Source organism: Bradyrhizobium sp. CCBAU 51765, assembly GCF_015291725.1.
In the GTDB taxonomy this organism is placed as follows: Bacteria; Pseudomonadota; Alphaproteobacteria; order Rhizobiales; family Xanthobacteraceae; genus Bradyrhizobium; species Bradyrhizobium liaoningense.
In genome coordinates, this window is record NZ_CP030038.1 from 7,520,006 (window position 1) to 7,538,907 (window position 18,902).

Annotated in this window: 19 protein-coding genes; 5 read left to right on the forward strand and 14 right to left on the reverse strand. The window is 64.6% G+C overall.

Features of this window, described 5'->3' with window-relative positions:
• Positions 1 to 22 precede the first annotated feature (22 nt).
• The 3 genes from XH96_RS34835 to XH96_RS34845 all read left to right on the forward strand — a co-directional run bounded on the left by XH96_RS34835 (position 23) and on the right by XH96_RS34845 (position 2,285).
• Complete coding sequence (locus tag XH96_RS34835) at positions 23 to 811, forward strand: SDR family NAD(P)-dependent oxidoreductase (protein ID WP_194389843.1); 789 nt, start codon at positions 23 to 25, stop codon at positions 809 to 811.
• 121 nt (positions 812 to 932) lie between these two features.
• Positions 933 to 1,370, forward strand: coding sequence for a hypothetical protein (locus XH96_RS34840; protein ID WP_028180149.1), 438 nt, complete (start codon positions 933 to 935; stop codon positions 1,368 to 1,370).
• A 564-nt stretch (positions 1,371 to 1,934) separates the two neighbouring features.
• Entirely contained in the window at positions 1,935 to 2,285 is a 351-nt protein-coding gene (locus XH96_RS34845; RefSeq protein WP_194389844.1) for a hypothetical protein, read from the forward strand.
• A 113-nt stretch (positions 2,286 to 2,398) separates the two neighbouring features.
• Here the strand turns inward: XH96_RS34845 and XH96_RS34850 are convergent, their stop codons facing one another.
• From XH96_RS34850 to XH96_RS34865, 4 genes are all read right to left on the reverse strand, one after another.
• Positions 2,399 to 2,812: a VOC family protein gene (locus XH96_RS34850; protein WP_194389845.1), complete on the reverse strand. Its 414-nt coding sequence runs from the start codon at positions 2,810 to 2,812 to the stop codon at positions 2,399 to 2,401.
• 30 nt (positions 2,813 to 2,842) lie between these two features.
• Positions 2,843 to 3,382: an SRPBCC family protein gene (locus XH96_RS34855; protein WP_194389846.1), complete on the reverse strand. Its 540-nt coding sequence runs from the start codon at positions 3,380 to 3,382 to the stop codon at positions 2,843 to 2,845.
• Between the two features lie 195 nt (positions 3,383 to 3,577).
• On the reverse strand, positions 3,578 to 4,879 hold the full coding sequence (locus XH96_RS34860) for an RNA polymerase sigma factor (RefSeq protein WP_194389847.1): 1,302 nt from the start codon (positions 4,877 to 4,879) through the stop codon (positions 3,578 to 3,580).
• Complete coding sequence (locus tag XH96_RS34865; RefSeq protein ID WP_194389848.1) at positions 4,876 to 5,244, reverse strand: YciI family protein; 369 nt, start codon at positions 5,242 to 5,244, stop codon at positions 4,876 to 4,878. The genes XH96_RS34860 and XH96_RS34865 overlap by 4 nt, the downstream gene beginning before the upstream one ends.
• Before the next feature lie 139 nt (positions 5,245 to 5,383).
• Here XH96_RS34865 and XH96_RS34870 point away from each other — a divergent pair, with 139 nt between their 5' ends.
• A complete protein-coding gene (locus XH96_RS34870) occupies positions 5,384 to 6,349 on the forward strand; it encodes a glyoxylate/hydroxypyruvate reductase A (RefSeq protein ID WP_194389849.1) in 966 nt (321 codons plus the stop codon).
• A gap of 64 nt (positions 6,350 to 6,413) precedes the next feature.
• Here the strand turns inward: XH96_RS34870 and XH96_RS34875 are convergent, their stop codons facing one another.
• Positions 6,414 to 7,058: a TetR/AcrR family transcriptional regulator gene (locus XH96_RS34875; protein WP_194389850.1), complete on the reverse strand. Its 645-nt coding sequence runs from the start codon at positions 7,056 to 7,058 to the stop codon at positions 6,414 to 6,416.
• A 105-nt stretch (positions 7,059 to 7,163) separates the two neighbouring features.
• Between XH96_RS34875 and XH96_RS34880 the strand changes: the two genes are divergently transcribed.
• Complete coding sequence (locus XH96_RS34880; RefSeq protein WP_194389851.1) at positions 7,164 to 7,808, forward strand: glutathione binding-like protein; 645 nt, start codon at positions 7,164 to 7,166, stop codon at positions 7,806 to 7,808.
• 122 nt (positions 7,809 to 7,930) lie between these two features.
• Here the strand turns inward: XH96_RS34880 and XH96_RS34885 are convergent, their stop codons facing one another.
• The 9 genes from XH96_RS34885 to XH96_RS34925 form a co-directional block, all read right to left on the reverse strand.
• Positions 7,931 to 8,698 (reverse strand): ABC transporter substrate-binding protein, encoded by a 768-nt coding sequence (locus tag XH96_RS34885; RefSeq protein WP_194389852.1) that lies wholly within the window; start codon positions 8,696 to 8,698, stop codon positions 7,931 to 7,933.
• 35 nt (positions 8,699 to 8,733) lie between these two features.
• Entirely contained in the window at positions 8,734 to 9,069 is a 336-nt protein-coding gene (locus XH96_RS34890; RefSeq protein WP_194389853.1) for a cytochrome c, read from the reverse strand.
• A gap of 83 nt (positions 9,070 to 9,152) precedes the next feature.
• Positions 9,153 to 10,871: a PQQ-binding-like beta-propeller repeat protein gene (locus XH96_RS34895; protein ID WP_194389854.1), complete on the reverse strand. Its 1,719-nt coding sequence runs from the start codon at positions 10,869 to 10,871 to the stop codon at positions 9,153 to 9,155.
• Positions 10,872 to 11,198: 327 nt separating this feature from the next.
• A complete protein-coding gene (locus XH96_RS34900) occupies positions 11,199 to 12,503 on the reverse strand; it encodes a TRAP transporter large permease (RefSeq protein ID WP_194389855.1) in 1,305 nt (434 codons plus the stop codon).
• Positions 12,504 to 12,534: 31 nt separating this feature from the next.
• Positions 12,535 to 13,128: a TRAP transporter small permease subunit gene (locus tag XH96_RS34905; RefSeq protein WP_194389856.1), complete on the reverse strand. Its 594-nt coding sequence runs from the start codon at positions 13,126 to 13,128 to the stop codon at positions 12,535 to 12,537.
• A 10-nt stretch (positions 13,129 to 13,138) separates the two neighbouring features.
• Positions 13,139 to 14,140, reverse strand: coding sequence for a TRAP transporter substrate-binding protein (locus tag XH96_RS34910; protein WP_194389857.1), 1,002 nt, complete (start codon positions 14,138 to 14,140; stop codon positions 13,139 to 13,141).
• A gap of 39 nt (positions 14,141 to 14,179) precedes the next feature.
• Positions 14,180 to 15,838 carry a hydantoinase B/oxoprolinase family protein gene (locus XH96_RS34915; protein ID WP_194389858.1) on the reverse strand — a complete coding sequence of 553 codons (1,659 nt, stop codon included), beginning with the start codon at positions 15,836 to 15,838 and terminating at the stop codon, positions 14,180 to 14,182.
• Positions 15,839 to 15,840: 2 nt separating this feature from the next.
• Entirely contained in the window at positions 15,841 to 17,925 is a 2,085-nt protein-coding gene (locus XH96_RS34920; protein WP_194389859.1) for a hydantoinase/oxoprolinase family protein, read from the reverse strand.
• A 141-nt stretch (positions 17,926 to 18,066) separates the two neighbouring features.
• A complete protein-coding gene (locus XH96_RS34925) occupies positions 18,067 to 18,873 on the reverse strand; it encodes an NAD-dependent protein deacetylase (protein WP_194389860.1) in 807 nt (268 codons plus the stop codon).
• Positions 18,874 to 18,902 lie beyond the last annotated feature (29 nt).

An 18,902-nucleotide genomic window follows, 5' to 3' on the forward strand; every position in this document is an offset into this window, starting at 1 on the left:
CCGACACAGGACAGATCAGCCAATGCCGCAAGCCCTGCAAAAAGTCGCCCTCGTTACCGGAGCCGCACGCGGCATCGGGCTTGCGACCGCGAAGAAATTCCTGGCCGAGGGCTGGCGCGTGGCGCTGCTCGACATCGAGGGCGAACTGCTCGGCCGAGCGGTCGCCGAAATCGGCAAGAGCGAGGCGACGCTGGCGCTGACCTGCGACGTTTCGGACGCGGCCGCGGTCAGTGCTGCAATGACGACGATCGAGCGGCGGTTCGGCCGGTTGGATGCCCTCGTCAACAATGCCGGCATCGCGGTGTTCGCGCCGCTGATGGAGACGTCCGACGCTGACTGGCGCCGCGTGCTCGAGGTCAACCTTACCGGACCGTTCCTCTGCACCAAGGCGGCGGTGCCCCTGATGCGCGACGGCAATGGCGGCGCCGTCGTCAACATCACCTCGATCTCGGCGGTGCGCGCCTCGACGCTGCGCTCGGCCTACGGCACCAGCAAGGCGGGCCTTGCGCACCTCACCAAGCAGCTCGCGGTCGAGCTCGCCTCCCTCAATATCCGTGTCAACGCGGTCGCGCCGGGACCGGTCGACACCGCGATGGCGAAGCAGGTTCACACCAAGGAGATCCGCGCCGACTATCACGACGCCATTCCGCTCAACCGCTACGGCCTGGAGGAGGAGCTCGCGGAAGCAATCTATTTCCTGTGCTCGGCGAGCGCGAGCTACATCACCGGACAAATTTTGGCCGTTGATGGCGGCTTCGATGCGGCGGGTATCGGCCTGCCAACGCTGCGCGGCCAGCGGCGCAACGGGTAGGCCGTGTAGGGTGGGCAAAGGCGCGCAAGCGCCGTGCCCACCACTTCTCCAGATATGAGGCGACAATGGTGGGCACGCTACGCTTTGCCCACCCTGCAAGAGCGAGTTGGTGGAGAGCTTCATGCGACGTATCACCTGCCTCAAAGCCCTGATGCTTGCATCCGCGCTGCTCGGCGTCACGCCCGCGGCGGCCGAGATCCGCATCATCCAGTCGCCGGGTGGACAGGTCGGGCCGTTCCTCGATCTGTTTGAGAAAGTGCGCGAGAGCGGCGAACGCGTCGTGATCGACGGTCCCTGCCTGTCCGCCTGCACGCTGGTGCTGAGCATCGTGCCGGGCGAGCGCATCTGCGTCACCAAGCGCGCGGTGCTGGGCTTCCACGCCGCGCGCTCGGTGGACCGGCGCGGGCGCTTCTATGCCGAGCCGGAAGCATCGGTCGCAGTGCTCGCCGCCTATCCCGGCCCGGTGCGCGACTGGATCAGCCGCCGAGGCGGCCTGAGCTCACGGCTGCTGCTGTTGAAGGGGCGCGACCTCGCCGCGATCTATCCGCGATGTCGGTGACGAAGTCGTCGTTCATAGTCTCGCGATCACCTGCGACCGGCACCGACGACCATCGTCGAAAGCCGCAGCACGGTGTCGTCAGAGAGTACGCGATCTGAAGCGCGATGCGATTAGAATGAATCGTTGTCGCGCTTTAGATTGTTGTTTAAGCATGATCTTTTCGGAAAACCGCTGCGCACTTCTCCGGATCATGCTTTAAAACAAAGTCTGGACCACCGGCGCGAGCTTCATGCTCACGCAAATGACCATTCCCCAAAGAGCAAAGTTGATCTGCAGCGCCGCCGCCATCGGTCGCTCCCCTTCCAAGTCGCCCCGCCCTGCTTTTTAGATTTTATGAAGCAAAGTTAGCGATTCTGTTGTGCAGATCACAGCCCAATATTGCGCCAATTATTGTGCGGTGCAGTCGGCTTCACGAAGCGGCCTCACTCCGCGCGCAAAGTGATGTGAAATTCTGATTCGTATTGGCCATGCCGGCTGGTCCGTTTGCGTTGAGTTCCATTAGATTGACGTGACGCGAAGTTTTTCACGCGGATTGCGCGTCGCTTACGCAGCAAAGGCCCCGGCATGATTCGATACAGCTTCATCCTGCTCAGTTTTTGCACAGCGCTGATTGCTTGCGCAGGCGCTTCAGCGCAGGAACGTCGCCCCATCGCGTGGGATGGTCTTGGCAAGGATCCGAACCGTCCTCACGTCGCGAAGCGGCGCGTGGCAAATCCCGTGCCCCCGGCACCGGATCCCAATCAGGAGCGGGAACGCGTGCTCGGCACCTTGCAGCCCTATTCCCAGGCGTGGTGGGTGGTCCATGACGAAATACAGGCGGAGAACGACAGACGGCTCGGCACCAAGCTCCTGATCTGCCCTCGCTGCGTGGAGTCGTCGCCGCCGAGCGAGAACGTCACCGGATCAATCCGGTGAGAGAACAAGCGGCCGATTGGTGCGTGACGTAAGGAATCCATGCGTGTCCCCTCTCCCGCAGCATTGGAGAGAGGGGATCGCAACTCAACGGATCGTAGGCGCGATCGCGCCCGTCACATCCCCTCCGCCGGGCAGTTCACCATCCAGGGAATGCCGAACTTGTCGACGCACATGCCAAAGCCCTTGGCCCAGAACGTCTTGCTGAAGGGCATGGTGACCGAGCCGCCGTCGGCGAGCGCGTTGAACTTGCGCTCGCCGTCTGCGGGATCCTTGACTGTGAGCGAGATCGAAAAGCCCTGTGGCTTGTGAAAGTGCTCGGCCGGCGCGTCGGAGGCCATCAGCACGCTGCCGTCGGGCAGCGACATCCGTGCATGCATGATCATCTTCTCACGGCCGGGAGCGGCCGGCACGTCCGGCGGCGCGTCCAATGACCGCATCATCGCATCGATCTTGCCGCCGAGAACCTTGGCGTAATAGTTGAACGCCGCTTCGCAAGTGTCCTGATAGAACAGATAGGGATTAAGCATCGTTTCGCTCCTCTTCGCTTGCAGTGAGGTCTATTGCTTCTCGGTGAGTTTCTTCAGGCCGGCGAGACCTGCCTCGAAATCCTTGCCGATCATGTTGTCCATGTTGACGAACACTTGCATGACCTTGGACAGGAACGGGGCCGGACCGTACATCGCCCACGTGACCAGAGTGGCATCGCCTTGCGGCACAAAGGTGAATTCGGCGGTGTTATGCCCTTCGAACGGCCGCTCGAAATCGAGCTTGATGCGGAGCTTGGAGGGCCCGTTCGCCTCCAGGATCTCCATGTGGCCCGCACCGACATTGTTGTTGCCGTCCCAGGCGTAGGTCGCCCCCTCTCCCGCCGCGGTTCCGCCGAACGTGCGCTTCATGGCGGGATCGCGCTCCTCATAGGGCGACCAGGCGGTCCAGCGATGGAAATCAGCAACCAGCGGATAGATCGCGTCGGCCGGAGCTTTCACGGAGAGACTGCGCTCGACGCGGAACGTGTCGGGCTTGGTGACGGCGAAGACGAGCACGGCCGCAATTCCGGCCGCGAGGACGATGGCGATGACGGCAATGGCTTTCAGCATGAATGACTCTCCGGGATTCGGAGCCTAGGACGTACGGGGAAGGCCTCGGCCGACAATGGAACAGAAATTCTTTGGCGCATTGCCCACCCCACGTCATGGCCGGGCCTGTCCCGGCCATCCACGTTCTTGGCGCGGAGGGAAAGACCGTGGGTACCCGGGACAAGCCCGGGCATGACGACGTGGAAGCAGACGGGCCTACTTCGCCTTCGCGCCCTGCCTGGCGCCGCCATTGGCCTTCTTCGGCTGGCTGTCCCGGATCAGGCGATCGAGATGCATGCGGATGTGGGCGGCTTCGGCCGAGGTGTTGGCGAGCGCGATGGCGCGGTCGAAGGCGACGCGGGCCTCGTCGTTGCGGCCGAGCTGCATCAGGAAGGCGCCGCGCACGCCGTAGAAATGGAAATAGTTGGAAAGCTTCGGCGCCAGCGGTTCGATAAGATCGAGCGCAGCCTGCGGCCCGCGCACCTTTGAAACCGCGACCGCGCGATTGAGCGTCACCACCGGTGACGGCTGCACCACTTCCAGAGCGCCATAGAGCAGATCGATCTGCGTCCAATCGGTCTCCTCCGGGGTCGCTGCGCGCGCATGCAGCGCGGCGATTGCGGCCTGGATCTGATAAGGACCGCTGCGGTGGTGGCGCATCGCCTTGTCGATCAGCGCGAGGCCTTCCGCGATCATGGTGCCGTTCCACAGCGAACGATCCTGATCGTCCAGCAGGATCAGCGATCCGTCCTCGGCAAAGCGCGCGGCGCTGCGGGCGTGCTGCAACAGGATCAGCGCCGTCAAGCCCATAATCTCGGGCTCGCTCGGAAACAGCCGCAGCAGCAGCCGCGCCAGCCGGATCGCCTCCTCGCACAGCGGCTTCCTGATCTCCGCAGTGTCTCCACTCGCCGAATAGCCTTCGTTGAAGATCAGGTAGATCATGGCAGCAACGCCGGCGAGCCGCTCGGAACGCTCGACCGCGCCGGGCGCCTCGAAGGGCACGCCCGCGTCGGCGACCTTTGCCTTGGCCCGTGTGATGCGCTGCTCCATCGCGGCTTCCGAGACCAGGAAGGCGCGTGCGATCTGCTTCACGGTGAGGCCTGAGACGATGCGCAACGCCAGCGCGATCTGCTGCGTCGCCGGCAGCTGAGGATGGCAGCAGATGAACATCAGCCGCAGGATGTCGTCGCGATAGTGCGACCCGTCGAGCCGCTCGGCCACCGCCCCCTCGGCATCATCGAGATCGGAGATGGCCTGGTCGTCATCCGGCAGCGGCTGCTGCTTGCGGGCGCGGCGCACCTCGTCGATCGCGACGTTGCGGCCGACCATGATCAGCCAGGCTGCGGGATCGCGCGGCGGCCCGTTCTGCGGCCATGACTTGAGCGCGCGCAGGCAGGCATTCTGAAAGGCCTCCTCTGCGGTGTCGAGATCGCGGAAATAGCGCAGCAGCGCGCCCACCGCCTGGGGTCGCGCCGAGGTCAGCGCAGTCTCGATCCAGGCGGTGTCGGCCTCGCTCACGTCAGATTTCCTCCGGGCCGGAACACACCCACGGGACGCACCTCGTAGGCGCCGCCGGGATTGGCAGAGCCCAGCTCGCGCGCGACGTCGAGCGCATCGTCGAGGTTCTTGCAGTCGACGATGTAGAAGCCGAGCAGCTGCTCCTTGGTCTCGGCATAGGGACCGTCGAGCACCAGAGGCGGGTCCTCCTTGCGCAGGGTCGCCGCCGCGGTCGTCGGCAACAGCCGCGCCACCGGTCCGAGCCGGCCCTGCCTGGTGAGCTTCTCCTGCACCACGGCGAGCTTCTTCATCACGGCCTCGTCCTGCTCCTTGGTCCAGGAGCCGACGAAATCCTCGTCGTGATAGCAAAGAATGGCGTAAAGCATGGGCGACACTTTCCTCGTCTGTTTCAAAGACGCGCCAATATGCCCCGCGCCGACATGGCTGCGGAAAAAATTTGCAAGAAAAATCCGGCAGATCGTGCCAAGGAGGGCCTTCTCAAACGGAACCGACGAGGCACTTCGAATGACCCTGGGTACACTGGCCGTCCTGATCAACAGCACGCAGCAGAACTGGCTGCCGGAGCGCTGGAAGGCCCGGTTCGAAGCGGTCTGCGGGGACCGTCGCGTGGTGCTGCTGCCGGACGCCGGGCTCGACCCGGCGGAGGTGCACTATGCCGCCGTGTGGAAGCCGGTGCCGGGCGATCTCGGCGCGTTTCCCAATCTCCGCGCGATCTTCAATCTCGGCGCCGGCGTCGACGCGCTGATGGCGGACAAGAGCCTGCCCGACGTGCCGCTGGTGCGCGTCGCCGTGCCCGATCTCACCAATCGCATGACCGAATATGTCGTGCTGCACGTGCTGATGCACCACCGCCAGGAGCTTTACCTCAGGCAATCGCAGCGCGAGAAACGCTGGGAGCCGAAATATCAATGGCCGGCGAGCGCGATCACCGTCGGCGTCATGGGATTGGGCACGCTGGGGGCCGATGCAGCCGATGTGCTGCTGCGGCTCGGCTTCCGCGTCGCCGGCTGGAGCCGCAGCCCGCGGACGATCGACGGCGTCGCGTGCTTCCACGGCACTGCGCAGATCGATGCCTTCCTGCGCACGACCGACATCCTGGTCTGCCTGCTGCCGCTGACGCCTGACACAAACGGCATCCTCAACCGCGACGTCTTCACAAAGCTCAACCGCAACAGCCCGCTCGGCGCGCCCGTGCTGATCAATGCCGGCCGCGGCGGCCTTCAGAACGAAGCCGATATCCTGGCCTGCCTCGACGACGGTACGCTGGGCGCCGCCTCGCTCGACGTCTTCGTGCAGGAGCCGCAGCCGGCGGACAGCCGCTTCTGGACCCACCCCAAGGTGGTGTTGACGCCGCACAATGCCGCCGACACCGACGCGGACGCGATCTCGGCCTATGTCGCCGAGCAGATCGGACGGTTCGAGGCCGGCGGAGCGCTGGAGAATGTGGTGGATCGGGCAAGGGGCTACTAAGCCCCTGGATTTCGCCAGCGCTGGCGCTTCAGGCTCGGTGTCTCCGCCTGCCTGCGGAGGCAGCCTACGCTTTCGCGCCGACCATCATATCGATCGCGCCCTTCACGATCGCCTCCAGCTCCTTGCGCGGAACGCGGGCGCGCGAACGGACGGCGATGGAGTGCACGGCAGCTGATGCGAGCTGCGCCAGCACGGCCGGATCGGCGCTCTCCGGCAACTCACCCTTCTCCTTGGCTCGGCGGAAGCAACCGGCAAAAGCCTTGTCGAGTTCGGTGAGTCCGTCGAGCACCATGGCGCGGATCTCGGGATCGCTCACCGCCTCGGACGCCGCCGTCACCACCGTGAAACAGCCACGCGGGCCGGCTTCGCCGGAGAGATAGATGTTCAGCGCGGAGGCGAAGATTCGCTCCAGGCGTTGGCGCAGCGGCATTTCCTCGCGAAAGATCGCGGCCATGGAGGCCCGCGCTTCCTCACGGTAGCGCTGGTAGCTCTTGATGTAGAGCTCGCGCTTGTCGCCGAAGGCGCCGTAGAGGCTCGGGCGATTCATGCCGGTGGCCTCGCTGAGATCGTCGAGCGAGGTCGCGGCAAAGCCCTGCCTTCGGAACAGGTCGAGCGCCTTGCCGAGCGCGACATCGGGCTCGTAGGCGCGCGGACGGCCGCGGCGCTTGGGCTGACCGGCAGCAGTTGGCAGCTTCGATTTTTGTACCATTCCGCAAATTAATCCTTGACCGTGGACATATTATGCAAGACAGTACAAAAATCAATCTGGCCAGGTTGAGCGAAACTTCCAGAGAATTGCCCAAGGAGGCTACAGATGGATGTCTATTTCTCACCGCTCGCCTGCTCCATGGCGACACGCGTTGCGCTCTATGAAGCCGGCGCCGAGGCGAACTATCTCGAAGTCGATCCGCCGACCAAGACCGTGCTGAGCGACGGCTCCGACTTCCGCGCCATCAATCCGATCGGCCTGGTGCCGACGCTACGTACCGACGAGGGCGTGGTGCTGACCGAGAACGCCGCGATCCTGCAATATGTCGCGGACCGTTTCCAGCAATCCGGCCTCGGCGCCGCGCAGGGCATCGACCGCACGCGCTTGCATCAATGGCTGTGCTTCATCGGCACCGAGCTGCACAAGGGTCTCTTCCTCCCCTTGCTCGACCGCAAGGCGCCGCAGGAGACGAAGGCCTATGCGCTGGAGAAGAACTTGTCGCGGCTCGACTATCTCGACAATTATCTAAAGGGACGCGAGTTCCTGCTCGACCATTTCAGCGTGGCCGACGCCTATCTCGCCACGGTCATCAACTGGACCATGGCGACGCCGCCGATCGAGCTTGCGAAATGGCCGAACGTGAAGGCCTATTACGAGCGCCTGCGGCAGCGCCCGTCGATCGCCAGGGCGATCGCGGAGGAGTTCGAGTTGTACAAGGCCGAGCTCGCGCGGAAGAAGGCCGCGGCGTAAAGCACGATGACATGAGGCTTGATCGCTGCAACGACGGAGGTGCGCTCCCTCTCCCGCTTGCGGGAGAGGTGAACAAGCCGCTGCAATCGATTCAACGAAAGCCGTTCCGGAGTGCAGCTCGACTATTTCGGCGCCTGCAGCACGATGCCATAGCGGCGGTAGATCCGGTCGATCGTGCCGTCGCTCCGCAGCCGTTCCAGGGCCCGGTCGATGGCCTCGCGCAACGCATCGTCCGGGCGGATCATGCCGACGGCGACGTTCCAGTTGAGATCGGCCACGCTCTCATCACGATCCAGGATCCGGAGTGGATTGTCCGGATGCGTCAGATTGAAATAGCCGGCCGCAGTAGGCGTCACCGCGGCGGCGTCGATCTCGCGGTTCGACACGGCCTCCAGGCTGTCGCTCTCGAAGCCGAACGTCGACAGGGGCACGCGCCGTTGGCCGATGATCATGGCGGCGATCGATCCGACCTGCACTCCCACCTTGGTCTTTTCGTTGAGACTCTTGAACGAGGTGAGCGGGCTGGATGACGGCACCGCGAGCGCGACGCCCGTGCGATAATATGGGTTCGAAATCCTCAAACGTGTTTCGCCCTGCGCCTCGCGGTCGGCGATGACGTCCAGAAGAATGTCACAGCCGGCGCTGCGCATCTGGTACTGCGTGATGATCCAGTCGAGCCTCAGCGCCACACCGAGCTCGCGGGCCATCACCTGTCCCAGCTCGACCTGAAAGCCGGGCGGCTCGCCGCTCTTGCGGGCAAAGGGAAGCGAGTTGGGATGCGCGCACAGCCCGATCACGCCGCTCGCACGGATGGCGTCCAGGGTTCGCGCCTGCGCCGGTCCCGGCAGCCCGATGGCGGCAGCGATAATGACCAGCACGATCGCCTTCATTGCACACCCTCATCTGGACGCATCGCGCGTCTGGTTCAGCCTTCGCGTGGTTTCAAGGCGCGGATGTATTTGACGATCAGGTCGATCTGCGCGTCGGTGAAAGCGCCATCGAACGCCGGCATCGCGCCCTGCTTGCCGAGCTTGATGCGATTGCGAAGGAAGTCGTCGTCGCGCGGCGAATTCATCAGTTGCGGCCCCTTGCCGGCGGCCCGGCCGCCGTCGGAGTGACAAAACCCGCAAGTCCCCGCGAACACCTGCTCGACCTCGAACGGCGCATTCTCGGGCGCAGGCGCCGCGGGTTGTGCTTGAGCAATTGCAGCGCACAGCAGCGAGGCGCCCACCGGAACTGTTCTCAAATGCAGCTTCAACACGTCCACTCCATTCCTGAAGCAGGTGGCCGTTGCGATCGGCAAGGAGCGGGCTTGCACCCGCTCCCCCAGATCGTTTGCGGCAACTATTTCAGGCTGAAGACGACGAGCGCGCCGTCGTCACGCGGCATGCTCTTGTAGACGCCGCCGAAGTTCGGCGCATACTCGTCAGCCAGCATGCCGCCGAAGCCCGCGGTCACGGCGATATATTGCTTGCCGCCGACGGAGTAGCTGACGATGCCGCCCTGGTGACCGGTGCCGTTGTTGTGCTTCCACAGCTCGGCTCCGGTTTCGGCATCATAGGCGTGAAGGACACCGCGGGAATCCGGCACAAAGACCAGATTGCCCGCCGTCGACAGCACGCTTCCAAGCGGTGGCTCGGGATAGCGGACCTCCCATTTCTTCGCTCCCGTTATGGGATCACGCGCGTCGAGATGGCCATAGATCTCGCCGCCGGGAGGAGGTGTCATCTTGAAATCGGCGCCGATATTGAGCTGGACCTGCGGCGTCGTGACCGGTGTCGTCTTCTGGATGTCCAGCGTCATGCACCATTCCTGGCCGATCTTGTAGTAGAGGCCGGTCTTCGGGCTATACGAGCCGGCGTTCCAGCTGATGCCGCCGCCGATGAACGGACACAGAGGCGGTTCAGTGACTTTCCCGACCGAGAAATCGCGGCGGCCGATCAGCGCGCCGGTCTTGGGGTCGATATCCTTGACGAAGTTGATGTTCTCGACCAGCCGCCAGACGTTCTTCACCTTCAGATTGCGGTCGTAGACGAAGACGAAGCCGCCCTTGTTCGGATGAACCACGTATTTCTGACCGTCGCGCTCAAGCATCACGAACTCGCCGACGGAGCTGTCAAAGTCCCAGGCGTCGTGCGGCAGTTCCTGATGATAGAATTTCAGCTTGCCGGTATCGATATCGAGGCCGATCACCGAAGTCGTATAAAGATTGTCGCCGGGGCGCGCACCTTGCGTCTTGTAGTCGGCGCCCGACCAATCGTAGAGCGGCGCAGGGTTCGCGGTGCCCCACAGGATGGTGTTGGTCTCGGAATCGTAGGTGCCCGGCATCCAGCCGCCGCCGCCGCCGGTGCGCCAGGACTCGTTGCCCCAGGTCTTCATGGCCTCTTCGGTGCCCGCGACCGTCAGGAATTCCCACTTCTTCTTTCCCGTCGTGGCATCGAGAGAGAAGATCGGGCCGCGGCCCGGCCATTCGCCACCTTGCGCGCCGATGATCACGCTTCCCTTCGCGTAGAGCGGCGCGCCGGTAAAGCCGACCGTGAGCTTCTGCGAGTCGATCAGCTTGGTCTCCCAGAGGACCTTTCCCGTCTTCGCATCCAGCCCGAAGACACGCCCATCCATCGTGCCGACGAAGACCTTGCCTTCGCCGAGAGCTACGCCGCGGTTGTAGGGAGAGTGGGTTTGCCGGCTGATGAGCGCCTCGTCCAGCTCCGGAAAGAACGACCAGATGACCTCGCCGCTCGCGCCGTTCAGCGCAAAGACGCGGCTGTAAGAGCCCGAATAATAAAGCACCCCGTCAGCCACGAGTGGCATGGACTGCAGACCGCGCGTCGATCGCCCGGGGATATGCATCCAGGCCACGCCGAGATTGGCGACGTTGTTCGTGTTGATCTGCGCGATCGGGCTGTAGTGGTGGGACTTGTACGAGCCGTGATAGGTGAGCCAGTCGTTCTGGCCGCCGGCCTCGATGCGGGCCGTATCCACGGCCTGGGCCGACGCCGCCGATGCTGCAAGAGTCGCAACGACGACGGCAGGCAAGGCCAAGCTGAGCCACTGCTTTCTCATTTGCACTTCCTCCCGCTCTAGCGTTTGTTGATTGCGTTTCGTGAGCGCGGCCGCGAGGGGGCATTTGCAGTTCAGTACGCGTCGATCGTCCTCCATCGGACCGAGTCGCCAACAGACATCCCCTCTCTCGGCGGATAGCGCCGAAGGAGCCACGTTCACCGGTGTGATTGCTGTTGTACTTCTGCTTGCCGCTGCAGCTTACGACGGATCACAGGGCGTGCAAACACGGAACGCGCGCAGGAGACGACTTTGACGCACGGAGCGAATTGAAACGGCAGCGGCACTGACCGTTTCGACCTCGATCTGCCAATCCCGGAGCGACGTGGCTTATCCGTAAAGCACTTTCGGCAGTATCGTGACGATGCCGGGCCACAGCGTCAGCAGCAGCACGAAGCCGATCATGATCATGAGGTACGGCATCGTCACGCGGGCGATGTAGCCGAGACCGTCGTCGGTCAGCCCCTGGATCACGAACAGGTTGAAGCCGACGGGCGGCGTGATCTGCGCCATCTCGACGGCGAGCACGAGGAAGACGCCGAACCAGACCTCGTCGAAGCCGGCGCCCTTGACGATCGGCAGCACGATCGGCAGCGTCATCACGATCATCGAGAAGCCGTCGAGAAAGCAGCCGAGAACGAGATAGAAGACGATCAGCGTCACAATCAGCATGAACGGCGACAGGCCGAGCCCCTTGACGAAGGCGGCCACCGCCTGCGGGATGCCGAGGAAGGCTGCGGCATTGCCGAGGATCGAAGCGCCGAGCACGATCAGCGCGATCATCGAGCAGGTGACGACCGAGCCGATCAGCACGTCGCGCACCACCTGCTGCGACATCGCCCCTTGCGCCCACGCCACGAGCGCCGCGCCGAGCACGCCGACGGCGGCAGCTTCCGACGGCGTCGCGAGGCCGCCATACATCGAGCCGAGCACGCAGGCGATCAGGAACAGCGCCGGGGCGAGGTCCTTCAGAGCGGCGAAGCGTTCGCTCCATGGCACCTGCGAGAGCTTGGCTTCCGTCTCAGGTACCATCGCGGGCCTGAGGCTCGTGTGCAGCATCACCCAGGCCATGAAGGTAGCAGCCAGCAAAAATCCCGGCAGCACGCCGGCCGTGAACAGCTTCAGGATCGAGACGTCGCCGAGCACGCCGTAGATAATCATGATGTTGGACGGCGGAATCAGGAAGCCGAGCGTGCCGGCGCCGGCGAGCGAGCCGATGGCGATGTCGCGGGAATAGCCGCGGCGCAGGAGCTCGTTGAGCGACATGCGGCCGATCACCTGCGTGGTCGCGGCCGACGAGCCCGAGATCGCCGCGAAGATAGTGCAGCCGATCACGTTGACATGCAGCAGGCGGCCGGGCAGCAGCCCGGCCCAGGGCGCCAGTCCCTGGAACAGCGAGCGCGACAGGCGGGTGCGAAACAAGAGCTCGCCCATCAGGATGAACAGCGGCAGCGCGAGCAGCTCCTGCGTGGTCAGGATGTTCCAGGCATATTGAGGCAGCAGCTTGTCGAGCGGGATCGAGCGGAACATCGCGAGCAGCAGCGTCGCAGTGAGCGCAAGCGTCAGGCCGATCCAGACGCCGCAGGCCAGCAGCGCAAACAAGATCGCGAACAGGGCGACGACTTCGATGGTCATGCGATCTTGGATCCGTGAGCGAGCAAAGCGATCATTCGACGGGCGAGGCCTTCATGCGATGATCCTCCAGCGGCAGGCCGAGCGCGGCCTGGACCGCGCGTGCGAGAAACTGGAGCGTGAGCAGCAGCATGCCGAAAGTGACGACGGCTTCCGGAAGCCACAGCGGGGTGTCGCTCGAGGTGGAGACCTGGCCGCGCACGAACGCGGCCCAGGCGAATTTCGCCATGGCCGAGGTCAGAAACGCCATGAAGGCGAAGCCGGCCGCCGCCGAGAAAATCTCGAGCGCGCGCTGCACCGGCACGGGTGCGTTCTTCAGGAGCAGCACGACGCGGATATGGCCGCCGACACGTAGCGTCATGGCGGCGCCGAAAGTGAAGGACGCCGCCATCAGATAGGAAGAGTATTCCCACGCGATCGAGATGCTGGGCGGAAAGAACGGCAGGAAGTTCGACAGGAAGCGGGTTGCGACCTCGCACAGCATCAGCAGCGTCAACATCAAGAGACAGAAGCCGCCGATCCAGCCGTCGAGCCGGCCGAGGCGATCGATTCCGTCGAGCAGGATGCGCAGCGGCGCCGGCGCCGCTGCATTCAGGCTCTGCGGAGCTTCGGGCGAGATGCTCACCACGACATCATCCTCAGCTACGCTTCATTTCAGCGAGATAGGCCCGCACCGGCTTGTCGGCCGCCGGCACGCGCTTGAGGAAGGCATCGAGCTGTGGCGCAGTCTTGGCCCGGATGTCCGTCATCATGGCTTGTGAAACCGGCACCACCTCCATGCCGCCTTCCTTCAGGCGGTTGAGGCTGTCGACGTCGGCCTTGAGCGAGTTGGCCCAGAAGCCCGGCTCCATCTTCGCCGCGATATCCGCAACCAGCTTCTGTTGATCGCCGGAGAGAGCCTTCCAGGAATCGAGATTGACGGTGAGCATCTGCGACGACCAGACGTGGTTGGTCGGGTAGACGTATTTCAGGAATTCCCAGAACTTGCCATCGACGCCCGACACCGACGAGGTGGAGACGCCGGCCACGGCGCCGGAAGCGAGCGCGGGAATCGTCTCGCCCCAGGGGATCATCACCGCCGCCATGCCGATCGCATTGAGCATCTCGACGGCGTTCTTGTCGGGCACGCGGATCTTGATGTTCTTCAGGCCCTCGACGTCGGCGACCTTCGCCTTCAGATGCAGATACTGCGTCGGCCACGGCACGATGTAGAGGATCTTCTGGTTGTTGCGCGCGGCGATCTTCTCATATTCGGGCCGCACATATTTGTGCAGCACCTTGAGCTCGTCCACCGAGCCGCAGAGGAAGGGAATGCTCTCGACGCCCATGAACGGCTCGTCGCCGACCTGCTGGATGTTGAGGACGTCGGCGAGCGGAACCAGGCCGTCGCGCACGGCGCGCAAGTGCTCGGGGCCCTTGAAGCCGAGCTGACCACCCGCCTTCACGGTGATGTTGACCGAGCCGCCGCTCTGCTTCTTCACCTCCTCGGCGAAGGCAAAGGCGTTCTGGGTGTGGAAATTGCCGTCAGGCCACACCGTCGACATGTCCCAGCTTACCGTCGCCGCCCGCGCGCGGGTGGAGATGTGGCCGGCGGCGAGCAGCGTCGCTGCGCCCGCGGTGAAGTTCCGTCGCGTGATCATTGCACCCCTCCGTTTGCTACGCGCATGACGCCTGAGGCGTCACCGCGAGTACCCGTAAACTGCGACCGCCTTGTCGGCGGACACGAGTCCGCTTTCGACGTCGTCATTGATCGCCGTGCGCTCGCGCTTGGCGGGATCGCCGATGCCCGCGCCGCCCGGTGTCAGCACCACCAACCGGTCTTCCGGCGGCACCTGTTGAAAGCCCTTCCCCCGCAGCTTCTTTCCGGACTTGAGACCGACATAGCCGGCCTCGCCGTCCCGGCCGCCATCACGGCCGCGCGGCGGATGATCGATGCGGTCGAACGCAGCGAGAATGTCGAACGGCGCATCGACGCCGCTGCCGACTTCGATGATCTGGCCGAGGCCGCCGCGGGTGCGCCCTGCCCCGCCGGAATCCGGACGCAGCTCCTTGCGCCAGAAGATCAGAGGCGTCTGCGTCTCCGCAATCTCGACGGGGGTGCCGCGCACGCCGCTTGGGTAAGCGGTCGCCGACAGGCCGTCCTTGCCGAAGCGCGCGCCTGTGCCGCCATTGGACGTCACCGCCATGGAGAACCCGTAATTGCCGCCGACGCCGCTTCGCGTCTGCCCGCGGACGTTGAGATTCCACAGGCACGAGGTGCCTTCCGCAGGCACGCGTTCGGGAATGATCTGGCGCAGGCAGCCGAACACGACGTCGGGCAGCATCTGGCCGATGATGTGGCGCGAGGCGACCGGCGCCGGCTTCGGCGCATTGAGAATCGCGCCAGGGGGAGCCGACACCGTCAACGGCGAAAGCGAGCCGGCATTGTTCGGGATCTGCGAGGCGACGACGCAGCCGAGACCGAACACGGTGTAGGCGGTGGTGTAGGACAAGGGCACGTTGATGCCGAACTTCGAGGCGGCGGAGGTGCCGTCGAAATCGACGTGTATGCCTTGGTCCGAGATAGTGAGGGTCGCAGCCAGCGTCACCGGCGCGTCATAGCCGTCGACCACCATGGTATTGCGCCAGCTGCCCTTCGGCAGCTTGGCGATCTCGGCGAGCACGGCCTCGCGCGAGCGGTCGCAGATGTAATCGCCGAGCTCGTTCAGCGTGTCGATGCCGAACTCGGTCATCATCTCGACCAGGCGCTCGCAGCCGACGTCGTTGCAGCCGGCGAGCGAATAGGTGTCGCCCTCGGTATCGATCGGCAGCCGCGTATTGGTGCGGATCATCGCCATCAGCGTCTCGTTGACGACGCCCTGGTCGATCAGCTTCAGCATAGGGATGTAGAGCCCCTCCATGAACACGTCGGTGGCGTCGGGCCCGAAGCCGATGCCGCCGATATCCATGAGGTGGCTGGTGCAGGAGAACAGCGCCACCGGCTTGCCATCCTTGAAGCACGGCGTGGTGACGACGAAGTCGTTGAGATGGCCGGTGCCCATCCAGGGATCGTTGGTGATGTAGGCGTCGCCTTCCTTCATCGTCTCGATCGGGAAGTGAGCGATGAAATGCTTGACCGATTCCGCCATCGAGTTGACGTGGCCGGGCGTGCCCGTCACCGCCTGCGCCAGCATGCGCCCCTCGAGGTCGAACACGCCGGCCGAGAGGTCGCCGCATTCGCGCACGATCGGGCTGAACGCGGTGCGGAGCAGCACCTGCGCCTGCTCCTCGACCACGGCGATCAGCCGGTGCCACATGATCTGAAGGTCGATCAGGCTCGCGCCATTTGCCTTGCTCATGATCAGGCCGCCTTCCGTTCCATGACGATGCTGCCGGCACCGTCGATATGGGCATCAAAACTGTTGGAGACGAAGGTCGAGGTTTCGTCCTCCGCGATCACGGCGGGACCCGCAATCGTCGCGCCCGGCGCCATGTCCTCGCGGCGATAGAGCGGGATCTCGATTACTTCGCCCGCGCGGCCGTCGAAGAACTTGCGGCTGCCGGACGCCTTGGCCGCAGGCATGCGTGCGACGGAAGCGACGGTGGGCGGATTGCGCGCCTCGGTGGTGGCGAGCACCGACCAGCTCAACACCTCGATGGCAGCCCCCGGGATCGGCCGTTCGAACATCGCGGAATAATCCGCCTCGAACTTCTGGCGCAGACCGGCGAGATCGGCGGTCGCCAGCCGCCGGTTCGGCAGCTCGACCGATATCTCGTGGCCCTGGCCGACATAGCGCATGAAGGCGGCGCGGCGCTCCCGCACCGGCGCACCGGCTGCACCGGGCTCCACCAGCGCACGCGCTTCGGTCACCATCTCCTGCAAGAGGTCAGAGACGGCCTCGGTGTCGAAGTCATCGAGCCGGACATGACGGCTGCGCACCAGTTCATAGGCAATGGGCGCCGCCAGGAAGCCGACGGCAGAGCCGACACCGGCATTCGACGGCACGATCACGCGCGAGACGCCGATCTTCTCGGCGACGCGGGCCGCATGCAGCGGCGCGGCACCGCCGAAAGCGATCAGCGTGTGCTGGCCGATAATCTCCCCGCGCTCGACGGCATGCACGCGCGCCGCGCTCGCCATGTTCTCGCAGACGACTTCGTGGACAGCATAGGCCGCGGTTTCCGCGGACAGGCCAAGCGGCTCGCCGACGTCCCGCAGCAGCGCCTGCTTCGAAAGCTCCGGGTCGAGCTTGATCGTGCCGGCCGCAAACGCATCTGGATCGATCATGCCGAGTGCGACGTCCGCATCCGTCACGGCCGGGCGCTGACCGCCGCGGCCATAGCAGGCGGGCCCCGGCTCCGAGGAGGCGCTCTCGGGACCGACCGTGACGCGCTTCATCGCGTCGACATGCGCGATCGAACCGCCGCCGGCGCCGATCTCGACCATCTCGATGACGGGAATGCGCACCGGCAGGCCGGAGCCCTTGAGGAATCGCGCGGCGCGATCGACCTCGAACACGCGCGAGGTCTCGGGCTGATACTTTTCGATCAGGCAGATTTTCGCGGTGGTGCCGCCCATGTCGAAGGAGAGCACCTTGCTCTCGCCGAGACGCGCCGCGATCTGGGCCGCGAAGATCGCGCCGCCGGCGGGACCGGATTCGACGAGGCGCACCGGAAAGCGTCGCGCCGTCTCGATCGAGGTCACGCCTCCGCCGGAGGTCACGAGATAAATGGCGCCGCGAAACTGCTCGACCTGCAAGGCATCGGCCATGCGGGCAAGATAGCCATCGATCAGCGGCTGCACGTAGGCGTTGGCGACCGCAGTGGATGTGCGCTCATATTCCCGGATCTCGGGACACACTGCCGACGACACAGTCACGGAAATGCCGGGCATTTCATCACTGATGATCGCGGCCGCGCGGCGCTCATGCTCGGAATTGGCATAAGAGTGCAGGAACGCGATTGCGACGCTCTCGACCTTCAGCTCACGCAATCTCTGCGCGAGTGCGCGCACCGAAGCTTCGTCGAGCGGGAGACGAACGGCACCGTGGGCGTCGATGCGCTCGGGCACCGTGAAGCGCAGGCTGCGCGGCGCCAGCGGCTTCGGCTTGTCGATGCCGAGGTCATATTGGTCGTAACGGCTTTCGGTGCCGATATCGAGCACGTCGCGGAAGCCCTCGGTCGCGATCAACGCGGTCTTGGCCCCGCGGCGCTCGATGATGGCATTGGTCGCGAGCGTCGTGCCATGAATGAAGACGTCGATGTCGCTGATATGCGCACGTGCATCGGCAAGAATGAGGCGCATGCCGTCCAGCACGGCCTGCTCGGGGCGCTGCGGAGTGGTCAGCACCTTGCGGGTTTTGCGATCCTGCCCCACGTCCAGCACGATGTCGGTGAACGTGCCACCGATATCAACGGCAAGCCGCACCTCGGCTCCCTCAAGCATTCCAAATTCTCCGTGCTGGTCGTCAGGACTGGGGACAAAAGCGCAGCAATTTCCATGCCATGGACGACGAGATGCATGCCGCGCCCGGCTATTCTGCTTGGCACCTATGCAATAGGCAAGGCGTGTGCGCCGCCTGCATGATCAGAGCAGGAATGCAAGCGCCGTCTCGCAGCGCTCCTCGACCTTGAGCGTCAGGAGATCGTCGGCGCGGGTGCGGCCGAGGTTGACCGCCGCGATCGGAATATTGCGGCGCGCCGCAGCCTGGACGAAGCGGAAGCCGGAATAGACCATGAGCGAGGAGCCGACGATCAGCATGGCGTCGGCTTGCGCCAGATGATCCTGCGCGGTGGCGACGATGTCACGCGGGACGTTCTCACCGAAGAACACGACGTCGGGCTTGAGGATGCCGCCGCAGGCTTCGCATGGCGGCACTTCGAAGGAGGAAAAATCCTCGTGCTCCAGATCGGCGTCGCCGTCGGGTGCATCCGCGGCATCGAGCGTCAGCCACGCCGCATTGGCGCGGCCAAGATCGTGCTGAAACTCGTCGCGCGGCGTCTTGCGGCCGCAGCCCATGCAGCGGACCAGATCGAGCCGGCCGTGCAGGTCGATGACCTGACGGTGGCCGGCCGACTGATGCAGCCGATCGACGTTCTGGGTCAGCAGCATCCCGCACCTGCCGTTCGCCTCGAGCCGGGCCAGCGCATGATGCGCATCGTTCGGCCTCGCCAGGCCGAACCGCCGCCAGCCGATCAGGCTGCGCGCCCAATAGCGCCGGCGCGTCTGCTCGTCCGACATGAAGGCCTGGAAGTTGACCGGCTGGGTCCGCTTCCAGTTGCCCAGGCTGTCGCGGTAATCGGGAATGCCTGAATTGGTGCTGCAGCCGGCGCCGGTCAGCACGAACAGACGTTCGTGCCGGCCGACGAAATCCTGGAGCGGAGAGTTTGACATGGCACCAGATGTAGGTCGCGAGACCGGCC